The 11,246-nt window shown below is 39.8% G+C and carries 11 protein-coding genes; 10 read left to right on the top strand and 1 reads right to left on the bottom strand.

What is annotated here, in order from left to right; all coding sequences use genetic code 11:
- The first annotated feature begins 161 nt into the window (after positions 1-161).
- The 9 genes from HP439_RS14790 to HP439_RS14750 all read left to right on the top strand — a co-directional run bounded on the left by HP439_RS14790 (position 162) and on the right by HP439_RS14750 (position 9,487).
- Positions 162-1,058: a S49 family peptidase gene (locus tag HP439_RS14790; protein ID WP_172391113.1), complete on the top strand. Its 897-nt coding sequence runs from the start codon at positions 162-164 to the stop codon at positions 1,056-1,058.
- 27 nt (positions 1,059-1,085) lie between these two features.
- Complete coding sequence (locus HP439_RS14785; RefSeq protein ID WP_172391112.1) at positions 1,086-2,621, top strand: hypothetical protein; 1,536 nt, start codon at positions 1,086-1,088, stop codon at positions 2,619-2,621.
- Between the two features lie 78 nt (positions 2,622-2,699).
- Positions 2,700-3,257: a hypothetical protein gene (locus tag HP439_RS14780; protein ID WP_172391111.1), complete on the top strand. Its 558-nt coding sequence runs from the start codon at positions 2,700-2,702 to the stop codon at positions 3,255-3,257.
- An 81-nt stretch (positions 3,258-3,338) separates the two neighbouring features.
- Positions 3,339-4,373, top strand: coding sequence for a MarR family transcriptional regulator (locus tag HP439_RS14775; protein ID WP_172391110.1), 1,035 nt, complete (start codon positions 3,339-3,341; stop codon positions 4,371-4,373).
- Between the two features lie 7 nt (positions 4,374-4,380).
- Positions 4,381-4,920, top strand: coding sequence for an N-acetylmuramoyl-L-alanine amidase (locus tag HP439_RS14770; protein ID WP_172391109.1), 540 nt, complete (start codon positions 4,381-4,383; stop codon positions 4,918-4,920).
- Between the two features lie 5 nt (positions 4,921-4,925).
- Positions 4,926-5,633: a hypothetical protein gene (locus HP439_RS14765; RefSeq protein ID WP_172391108.1), complete on the top strand. Its 708-nt coding sequence runs from the start codon at positions 4,926-4,928 to the stop codon at positions 5,631-5,633.
- 18 nt (positions 5,634-5,651) lie between these two features.
- Positions 5,652-6,698 (top strand): PIN domain-containing protein, encoded by a 1,047-nt coding sequence (locus HP439_RS14760; protein ID WP_172391107.1) that lies wholly within the window; start codon positions 5,652-5,654, stop codon positions 6,696-6,698.
- 51 nt (positions 6,699-6,749) lie between these two features.
- Positions 6,750-7,691 carry a hypothetical protein gene (locus tag HP439_RS14755; RefSeq protein WP_172391106.1) on the top strand — a complete coding sequence of 314 codons (942 nt, stop codon included), beginning with the start codon at positions 6,750-6,752 and terminating at the stop codon, positions 7,689-7,691.
- An 11-nt stretch (positions 7,692-7,702) separates the two neighbouring features.
- The gene (locus tag HP439_RS14750) at positions 7,703-9,487 is read left to right on the top strand and encodes a hypothetical protein (RefSeq protein WP_172391105.1); all 1,785 of its coding nucleotides are present in this window, start codon (positions 7,703-7,705) and stop codon (positions 9,485-9,487) included.
- Positions 9,488-9,505: 18 nt separating this feature from the next.
- Here the strand turns inward: HP439_RS14750 and HP439_RS14745 are convergent, their stop codons facing one another.
- A complete protein-coding gene (locus tag HP439_RS14745) occupies positions 9,506-10,702 on the bottom strand; it encodes an AbiH family protein (RefSeq protein WP_172391104.1) in 1,197 nt (398 codons plus the stop codon).
- A 108-nt stretch (positions 10,703-10,810) separates the two neighbouring features.
- Here HP439_RS14745 and HP439_RS14740 point away from each other — a divergent pair, with 108 nt between their 5' ends.
- The gene (locus tag HP439_RS14740; protein ID WP_172391103.1) at positions 10,811-11,089 is read left to right on the top strand and encodes a hypothetical protein; all 279 of its coding nucleotides are present in this window, start codon (positions 10,811-10,813) and stop codon (positions 11,087-11,089) included.
- Positions 11,090-11,246: the final 157 nt, after the last annotated feature.

Genomic DNA, 11,246 nt, shown 5'->3' with positions numbered 1-11,246 from the left:
AGCCGCTCAATTTAATTTATCAGTAAGTTTATCTGCGAATACCATATTTATTTACAGGCCATAATCCCCGCATTATAGCCTGTTTTCGTTGATGTGAACCTCTAAAAACGTCCTTTCTCACCTACCCATTTAAAGGAACCTTTGCATTAAACAAATGTAATATGCAAAGGAGAAGCTTAGCCAACTGGCAACAACACCTTATGTCAGCAATTTTACGAGGAACGTTTTTTATGGCTCCTGAGATTGCCATTGGCATGCGTCAGCAGGTCAACGAACTAATCAACAAATCCGACATATACACAACCAACCTTCAAAAGATTGATCATATCGATATCAAATCTTACAGTGGAGATAGCGAATCAGACGCTGACGACTCCATACAGGAAGAATCGCGCGTGATCGTCTTGCCTGTCAAGGGAACGATGTTAAAGTATGGCACGATGTGCACATATGGAATGGATGAAATCGCCTATTACACGAAACATTTTGCCGCTAGGGAAGACGTATCTGCAATTGTATGGGATATCGATACCGGTGGAGGAGCAACAAATTCAGTACCTCCAATGCTGGAAGCGGCTGAATTCGTAAAAGCCAAAGGAAAGCCCATCATAGCACATGTCGACTACGCTTGTTCAGCGGGTCAATGGATCGCTTCCGCTTGTGATCAAATTTTTCTGGACAATAAGCAGGTATCCACCGTTGGTTCAATTGGTGTAATGATCTCAATGCTCGATATGGTGCCGTATTACGAAGAAAAAGGAGCTAAATATCATGAGGTATACGCTGACCAATCCGCAGACAAGAACCTCGCCTTTCAAAAATTCCTAAAAGGCGAATATGATCAGATAAAATCTGAAATGCTTAATCCACTGGCAGTCCATTTTCAAAATGCAATCAAAGAAAACCGAGGCGAAAAATTGACACTCGATGCTCCGGGACTGCTTTCAGGAGCCGTATTTACTGGTCAACAAGCGATCGATGTTGGTTTGGCGGATCGATTTGGAACATTACAGGAGACAATTAACTACGCTATGGCCCAAGCCTATGCTAATTCATAATCTTAAATCACCTTAACCCCTTTTACAATGAAGTTTAATTTTAAAATCGCAAAAACCTTAGCGCTGTCGATTTTGAAGATCCAGGAAAAAGACTTGGGCTCTTCACTCAGCGATGAGCAAAAGACGACGTTATCCGCAGCATATGGCGAAGCGTTTACCGAAAAATTCGGTGCTGCTCTATCATCACCTAACCCGGAGACATCTGCTAATGATCTTCGTGATGCATTACGTGCAGTATTCGCTCCAGAAGCGGAAGAAGCTACAACAGAAGTGGCAACACAATTACAGGCAGCTGTTGCTGAGAATCACCGTAACCGCGAGCTGATTGCTGCTCTAATGGCGTCGCCAGAGGAAGCGCCTCAAGCGGACACAAACGAATTCGAAGGTAAAGCTGGTGTTCCAAAAGTAATGTCGGTAATGCGCAAAGCGGCTCATTATGCAGCAGCATTTGCTTTCATCGGTACAGGATCCATGCTTTCTGCTCAAGGGAAAACAATAGATGTAGATGCTGTTCGCACTGAATTTGGCACGTATCTATCGCAGAACGGGAACAATTTGGAAATCGTTCGTCAAATGTTCACGGGATTTACTTCCTCGAAATACTTCAAATCAATTCCCGCTACAACAGAACATCGGGCTGTACAGGCTCAGATTAATTCTGTTGTCCAACAGTTCACCGCCAAATGGACGCCAAAGGGGAACACGAAGTTCACACCGCTGACGATAAAAAACCGTCGTCATAAAATCAACGTTCCGATTATCCCCGCCGAGGTATTAGACTCGTACCTATTCCATTTGTACGACGAGCGTCTATCGCCAGATCAAATGCCGATAACCAAGTATATCTGGGAAGAGCTCATCTATCCACAGATTCTTGACGACATCGAACTACGCATGATCTTCAAAGGAAAATATGTAGAATCTACGACAGACGAGGCTACAGATCCTGAGGACGGCATGGACGGTATTGAAACAATCCTCGTAGATCAGAAAGCATTAGGGGCTGCATCGAAAATAAATTTCTCGACCCAAACGATCAACTGGGTAACAGCTACGGATCAGGAGGTCTTGACTTTCTTCGAGACATTTGTCGACAACCTTATTCCACTTTACCGGAACAAGAAGATGAACATCTACGTTTCTCCAGAAGTGTACCGCAGGTACCAACGTGCGTATAAGAAGATATGGGGAACCAATTCTGGTCAGGCCGGAGATTTCGGAACGACAAAAATCGATTACTCTGTCAATACGCTAGTTGCGCTAGATGGTATGACAGGTTCCCCTATCGTTTTCTCGACACCGGAACAAAACATGGTAAAACTTCGTCATAAGAATGAAGTTCCCAATGTCATCAACGATGTTCAAAAACACAACTATGAGGTTCGCTTATTTGGTGAGTTCTGGTTAGGAGTCGGATTCCAGATAGCCGAAGCCGTTTTCGCATACGTTCCAGATGCATATGATCCTCAAGCGTCATTAAGCCCTTCAAATGCGTTCCCTGACGGAACTGTTCCTGATGAGGGTTCAGCTGTCGGTTCTGCATCAGCTGGAGGAGGCATTTAATAATCAACCTGTTTTAAGGTGCAGCACACCTAGTTTATCTTTCCGTGCTGCACCTATAAAAATCTAAAAATTAAGAAAATGAGCTATACTAGAGTTTCTTTAAAACAAAAAAAAGGTGCCCCACGTCCAAAATCATCGCTAATCGTTCTGGTTCCGTACGATGAAATTGCTACCTGGCCAACCAGAGGCGAAGACGATATTCAAACTGTGGGTGATATTACCCTAGCGGTTGGAGCTGTTGGAATCGGAATGTACGCTACAGCCCAGACGATTTCACGGGTGGACACCCAAGAAGGAGATCCTGATGCAGAAGGATTCCTTCAGACAATTGTATTTGATCATCCAGGGAATTCTCTGGAATTTGAACACTTTGTTCAAAAATGGATCGGAAAACCATTCGTTGTCATCTCTTCTGAATGTGGTGATCAAAATGGTCAACGTCTTCACGGATGGAAGTGTAACCCAGTCTATTTCACGGTTGAAGCACAAGATAACAACGAAGCCGTTAAAACAACATTAACCTGGTCTACCAGACTACGCTCCCAATACAAATCAGCGTTTTATGACGGATTAATTCCGGCATTGGCACCTGATCCTGTTGGCGCCGGTTCCGGTTCGGCAGGCGGAGGAGTTTAACAGTTCTTACTCAATTTTAATATGGCCCTTCCCTATCTGGGCAGGGCCATATTTCTAATCAACAATTAAAACCATTATCCAATGTCGGAATTAACAGAAAATCAACAGAACGTGTTAAGAGCGCTTCACGATGGAGCGACTTCCCACGAAGAAATAACAGCTAAATCAGGTGTGGCAAAAGGTTCGGTCACCGGAATATTAAACTCGCTTGTTAAAAAAACGTTAGTCGTAAAGAATAACGATGGTACATACACAGCGGTGACTTCGCCTAAACCTGAATCAGTTCAAGACAATAATGATCAAGAGCAATCTGAAACCCAACCGGTGGACAGTCAAAACATTAAGATCAAGATCTTAATTCCATATTTAAAATCCGAAGCAGCAGGCGAAGAACTGAAATATGCGCTCCGGACTTGGGAAACATATTTCAAAGAGCAAATCGACGTCGTTGTTGTCGGTGATAGGGAAGACTGGTTCTCTCCTGAAATTATCCACATCCCGCACGAGGTATATTTAGTGAAAGAAGAATGTAATTGCCCGTCCCCGAGTATGATCCGGAATCCGCAGGCGGACGTCACCCACAAAATATTTACGGCCATCGCTTCAGGAATTATTACCGGTGATTTCATTTTAACGAACGATGATATTTTCTTGCTAGGATCCACTTTCGTTCATGATATTCAAACACTAAAGGCATTCGGAAAACTTGAAAACATGGGAAAGGAAGGTAATCTGTATAACCAAAATGCCCGTAGAACAGCTAAGGCACTAGAGTCTATCAATCTACCTACCCACCGATATGGTACACATACTCCAATGTTATTGAACGCAGAGAAACTCCTTGAAATTATTGAAAAATATAATGCGCTTGACAACGGATACCTGTTGACTTCTTTATATTTCAATGAGGTCTACCCCGACGCGAGACCGATACAGGTTGATGGAACCATAAAGGATACGATCCTGGCATCAGTATACAGATCGGACGTTGAGCCTCAGTTGTTGAGATCGATCTTTGATAAACGAAAATTCATCAATTGCAATTCTAAGGGATGGTCGTCAATTGAAAAAAACCTCTTAGAAATTCACCCTGTACCGTCCAGATTCGAAAATTAGAAAGCATATGAGAAAGATCAGACGTATCGTTCTACATTGTACAAGTGGCTGGCCCGATCAAACGACACAATCGATTCTAGATTTTTGGCGTAAAAATCTTGGTTGGAAACAGGTCGGTTATCATCGATTGATATCAGCAGATGGTAAAATCGAAAATCTTGCAGGTTTCTCTGAGATAACCAATGGTGTACAAGGGTATAATTCGGATTCCATTCATATTTGTTATAAAGGAGGTCTGATAAAAACATATAAAGATACGAGCGGTAAAACGCAGTATGTATATGGTGACACTCGGACATCTCAACAAAAAAAATCGATTGAAGAAGCTATTTCAAACGCTTTATGGGAACTACATGACAGTGGTCAGGACATGAGCGATATCACCATAGTCGGACATAGAGATCTAAGTACGGATCTGAATGGTAACGAACGCATCGAGGAACGAGAATGGGTGAAAGTATGCCCCACGTTCGACGCGATCAAAGAATATGGCGCAATGGTTGGGGACAAAGCGACTGAGCGATATAAAAAAAGATCAACATATTAACCCGTATGGAATTAAAGAATCTTGTTCATAATTGGTTTTTAGGCGGAGCCGACCCAACGGTCGGCCTTCGCCTATTTATGGACTATACGAAACCAAGTTTACCAGTAGCTCGTATAGTATCTAAGAATCCAGATAAACATCTCCAAGTTATTAGGGTAGCTCTTTTAAACACCTCCGGATTACCTTTAGATATCCCTTTAATTGCCGGTTCCCTATCCGGAAAACAAATTGAAAGCAAACAAGACGAGAATAAATATGCAATCCGGACCCAGTGGCCGTTTCTTTCCGACCCTGATTGTCCCCCGGAAATGAAATTGTTGATTTCTGATAAGATTTCTGTTTATCGAAATTGCATACTGGAATATGATAGCCTATCCAAATCAACTTCAGCCGTAGAACAACTAGATACTGTGCGAGCGCTGGTAATCAATTTTATTTACAATCACGATATTTATAAAGAGCTTAAATATTATAAAGACACTGGTAAGATATTAGGGGAGCATAAGATTTTCGCGCAATACCAACGCATAAAAGAATTGCGAAACATCCAAACGGTGGACCTTTTTAAGAGAAAAAAGAACCTTGAGTATTCCATCTGGAGAAACGAAAGCAAAATAAAAAAGGAGAACCGTCCGGATCTTGTGCACAGTCGACAGGAGAAAATCAAGGAATTGAAAATGGTACTGGCAGAAGTTAACAGGCTATTGGAGTAAATTTTCGTATAATTGGAGATGGATAATTTGTTTTTAGACTCATCTATCTTCATTAGGTATAATTATTTAGAAGGTGGTACGATAAAAAGTATTCTAAATTTGTCAAAACACAATATGATCAATGTATTTATTACAGAGGTTGTATACGAAGAAGTATTGTCTAATTTTAATAAGAGTTTTCAAGAACTACAGGCATCTCTGAAGAAAAAGCCCTATACAATTTTAGCAAATACAAACTACAACGAAGATTACAATCGGCTAAAATCAACTAGCAGTGTGCCGAAGGTTTTTAAGAATGTTTTTGATAAGGCGATTAAAGACAACAAAGTAAAAGTTGTTGAAAACAGCTATGCTGACATCGATGAGATTATGCTTAGCTATTTTGAACGAACCCCTCCTTTCAGCGAGAAGAAAAAGACAGAATTTCCGGACGCCGTCAGCTTATCAGCTTTAAAAAAGTATTTCTTTAAGGCAAAAGTGTATTGCACCGTTTATTCTACCGATAAAGATCTTGCGAATTATAATGCGGATTATATTTTGCTCGGCGACATCGATAAATTAGATTCCTATATATCAGAGAAACACAAAGAATTAGACCATATTACTATCGAGTTTATTAAACAGTTTGAGATTATTCTAAAGGGTAATGAATCAGACATAAAACAAAAAACAAATCATTTCTTGGATGATGTACAGTATGATTACGGATCGTTATCTACAAAGACCAAGGTAGTTCCTTCATTTCATGATTTTCTAAACTATTACATACAGGAAATACATTACGAAGTAATTTACACAGAAGGGAGTAAATATTTTATAAACATAAAAACTAAAGGAACTTTCGCGATAGATCTACATGTCGCAAACCCGATAAAACATGATTCTGAGGAACATTATACAACGTACGAATGCATAATTTACAATTTCGAACTTTCGTTTCAAAGTAGCGTAATTGTAATTGAACTCGAAAATAAAAAGATAGACATTGAGATTGTTTCCGTGAATGATTCGCAAGAACTTGTATTTTGGGACGCTGAGGACATAAAAGTCATAAGACAAAAATAGAGAAGAACCTCCGTCCTTTCTCTACTGCTCATTTAGCGTCATTTTTGTTTTATGGCTAACACTACCATAAAACACGCTTCTTTAAATCTTACCGACGAGGAATGGGATAAATTGGAAATCCTTTCAGCTCTTGATTTTTCGTATGAGCAAATCGCTATTTATTTTAACATCAACAAAACGCTTTTTAAACAGATTTCTTCGGATCCAAATAGTTTTCTCTCGGAAAAATTGGAGGCCGGTAAAATAAAACAGGATGCAGACGAGAGACTAGCTCTATACGATCTCGCACGTGGAGGAGACGTTCCTGCCCAGAAGCAAATCCATGAAATTAAGCGAACCCGAGCATTCAAAATATCCAAAATGGACATTTTTGGAAGCTTCGAAAACAAAAAGGTATTGGAGAGTTTGAACGACTATCTCCAGTCAGGTGCTACTATGGATATTTCTGTAGAAGAACAACTCTATATTGATACGTTGATTTTCATGCGCGACATGGATAATCAATACGGTCGCAGAGCTACAGTCGATTTCTTCGTCAAAAACTACAAATTAAAACATCAGCGCGCCTCTGAAATGTATGACGAGGCTGTTAATCTTTTTTATGGAAATCGCAACATTAACAAAAAAGCACTACGACATAAGTACGCTGAACGTCTAGAGAATGCTGCCAATGTTGTCGCCGCCAATGCCGAGTCGTCACGTGATTGGGAAGTATACGGAAATCTAATGAAGCAGGCTGCAACCATGCAGGAACTTGATAAACCCGATATTGAAAAGCTCCCGAAAGAAATTTACCTGCCTACGACCAAAGTATATACCCTAGATCCGAATCTCGTAGGTCTACCTTCCATCAACAGAAATGAACTTGCTGCCGAAATTGATGCTCTTGATCAACCGGAGTCAGTTAAATCATCCTTGAGACAGGACGCGATGATAGATCAAATAGATATTATAGCAAAATTTGACAGAATCGAAGAAGAATACAAAAAATAATTAATTATATAATGGCCTGGAGACCGAAAATAAAAATAACAAATGATGTCACGGTTGGATATTCAAACTGGATTGCACAATTTGCAGCACTGTTACTTACTCGATTTGTATATTTAATTCTGGGCAGGGGGTCGGCTAAAACAACTGAGGTTGTTGCTGAGAGATTAACTGAAATGGTTTATGACCTTCCCGGTGCACCTATTGTATGGGTTTCAGATACGTATTCCAACCTTCAGAAAAATGTTCTCCCTTCCATAATTGAAGGGCTCGAACGAAAAGGTTTTAAAGAAGGTGTGCACTACGTTATGGGCAAGCAGGTGCCTGAGTTCACAGAAATCGAAAAAGCAGATCTACCAGATAATATACGAGAGCATTTTTGGAAGCCCTATAATCGAATTGTATCGTATAAACATACGATGGTCTTTTTCACCGGCTTAAATATTACTTTTGGATCGCTAGATAGACCCGCCTCGTTAGCTGGGCGGTCCTATGTCCACGTTATTGGCGACGAGGTTAAATATTTTCCCGAGCATAAAATCGCGAATCTAATTAAAGCCGTACGCGGTTATGCAGTCAAATATGGTAAATCGGTATTTTATCGAGGTCATACATTTACAACAGATATGCCTAATACAAAAAATATCGGGGAACACGACTGGATATTAAAGCAGGTTAATAAGATGAAGAAACCCGGTATTCTACGGATTCTAAAAGCAGCATTTGTCCTAAACGAGTGTATCCAGGAGCGTGTCTATTTTGAACAAAAGAATGATACCGAGGAAGTAGTAAAGAAAATCCGTACCGAGGAACGTTGGCGCGAGCGATGGAAATCCGCGAGAATGCACAAAGATGGGCATACTCTTTTTTTTATAGCCTCGTCATTAGTGAATATCGACATCTTGACGCCCGATTGGTTTATTGATGCGATTGAGTCCGATTTGGGAGACGTTGACACCGCTGTACTCTCGTTGAAGCCTTCGCTTGAATCTGGAGACCGCTTTTATGCAAATATTAGCGAACGACATTTTTACGAAGATGGCATTGATCCAATATGGGCGGAACGCTTTGGAATTAACGACATGACAGACTGCAGGGAATTAAAATACCTTGATCGTAAAAAATCAATTGACATAGGGATGGATTTCGGGAATATGATGTCGATGACAATCGCACAGATGAAACCCGCAAACAAATACCGTGTTTTGAAATTTATGTACACACTCTCTCCACAGTGGATTCATCACCTCGCTAATGACTTTTTAGAATACTTTGACAAACACGACGAGAAGGTGATCAAAATGTACTATGATCGTTCTGGAAACAATCTGAAGAAAGCAGGGGTCGACTATGCTTCTCAGCTTAAAGAAGCAATAGAATACAAATTTGACCTCGACCAAGAGGGAAAACCGTTACGTCGTGGGAAACGTACTGGTTGGCGCGTGCATTTGATGTCGTTAAATCAGGGGAATATAGGTCAAGCAGAAGAATATGGATTTATGCAGGAGCTATTTTCCAATTCAAACAGGAAACTACCGGAAGTTATTATCGACCGATATCAATGCAAACCACTTAAAGCGTCATTAGAAGGAACTAAAACGAAGATTGTTCCAAATAAATCCGGATCCTCCGTCACGACAAAAGACAAATCTTCTGAGAAGTTGCCGATCCATAGATTGCCGTTGGAATCAACTAACCCATCAGATAGTTTTAAATACTTGTTAATGCGACGGGAATGGCGGAATTTGGTTAGATCTAGAACCGTTCAGAATCTTTCAGATTCAGGTGTTAGGGGATAACCAATCTACTATACATTGCTATTGCATTGTTAATTTAGGGTTAAAAGGCATTAAAACCTCTCTCATTTTTACTTTATCAGTAAAGTTGCGTGCAATATTATACGTTGTTCGCAAATAGGAGGCCATACCGTTATAATGAAATACATGAATTTTTTCACAATGTTTATCTTCGAAAAGCATATTAAGCAATGTTCTATCCGTTATACTGCATGAATGGCCCATCACATATATTTCATAGTTGCCTCGTTTTATAAAACCTAAAAGGTCTTGGTAATTTTGATTTCTAAAATAGTGGAATGATTTCATACACTGCAACCATGCATCATCGTAATTACTTTCTATCTCTTGATAAAAATCATTTTGCTCATCGCCAAGTCCGAAAACAACATCTTCAACGTCAGAATCTAGATCACCGTGGATATTTAATGTTTGAAAAACAGTGCCATGATTCCCGTGTATGCCTTCGATTTCCCTAACAATATCCTTGACATAAGTTGTATAGTTGAAGTTTAAGAAAAGATTTGTCGAAAGGTTTTTAGGATCTTCTAAATCGACCTCAGCAGGCACTTCGTAACTTAGAGTTGAAGCCACCTTTTCAAATAAATAAATTTTATGTTCTTTCGGAACATTTTGAGTTGTCAGATACTCCTGAAGACTTGATTTTAAACAATTAACAGACTTATTCAATTTTTGAATCTCGGCTAACGTATGAGGATAAACTGCTGCTTTCTTTGCAACCGGCGATGTCGCATTTTCTCTTTGAAATTTCTGAATTTTGAAGTGAGAAGTCATAATAGTCTTGTATATTTCATCTTCGATTCCGTTCCAATCACATTCCATACACTCTTGGAGAATAGTTTTAATGAACCTGTTTTGCGGAGAAAATGATAAGATATTATGAACTTTGGAAGGATTTCGATTTATAATCGAGTTGCCAGAGGTCCGTGGTTTATCTATGATATTTAACTTACCTCTCGATATTTGATCTTCAAGTTCATTGTAAACTTCATTGTGGCGCAGAGGATTCGCAAATTTATTGGGACCAACAATTACAGCAAGACAGTCGTCAGTGTATTTATTAATTCCACTTTCGAGAGCATTCTTTACGCTTTTTTTAAGATACCATATTATAAAACTCTTGTAACTTGTTTCTAAATCATGACTCAGATCAAATCCGTTTCCGATTAAGAAGATACGATTAGTTTTAGTCTCCATAGTGCATCGATAGTGTTTGATAAAGATATCCATATTCTAGCAGTTTTTTTGTCCTTTATCCACCTAAAGAATAAAAACATCTTTGTATCAAATCAAAGATGTTTTTTTATGACAATCTACGAGGCTATTACTGAAATGCGGAAAATAAGTAAAGCAGGAGGCACATTCGCTATTACCTTTATGTCGTATTCGATTCATCGTGATCAGTGCCACGGCATTATAGAGGTTAACAAAGCTCGACTACGAAAGAGAGCCAGTACAGAACACAACCAATTTGCAGAACTTCAGGAGTATTACGTTGATGTCAACACAGGTGAACCACGCCGGTTTTGGCACTGTTGCTTGTTGTCGCTAAACGGCCAATCATTAACATTTATAGCTAAATGAAAACAAAAACCGAAAATATCACGGATAGTTCAAAGGCGGTTCACCTAGCAGACGGATCTGTCTATACAATATCCATGGCTAACCATCGTGACGACAGCCTTTCCAGTCGTCTTTTTTCCCTAACGAACTCTTGGGAATCCGATCCCGCGATTGTCAT

Source organism: Sphingobacterium shayense, from assembly GCF_013179575.1.
Taxonomy (GTDB): Bacteria; Bacteroidota; Bacteroidia; order Sphingobacteriales; family Sphingobacteriaceae; genus Sphingobacterium; species Sphingobacterium shayense.
Note: the sequence above shows the minus strand (reverse complement) of the source record. Positions and strands in the feature narration are given on the sequence as shown.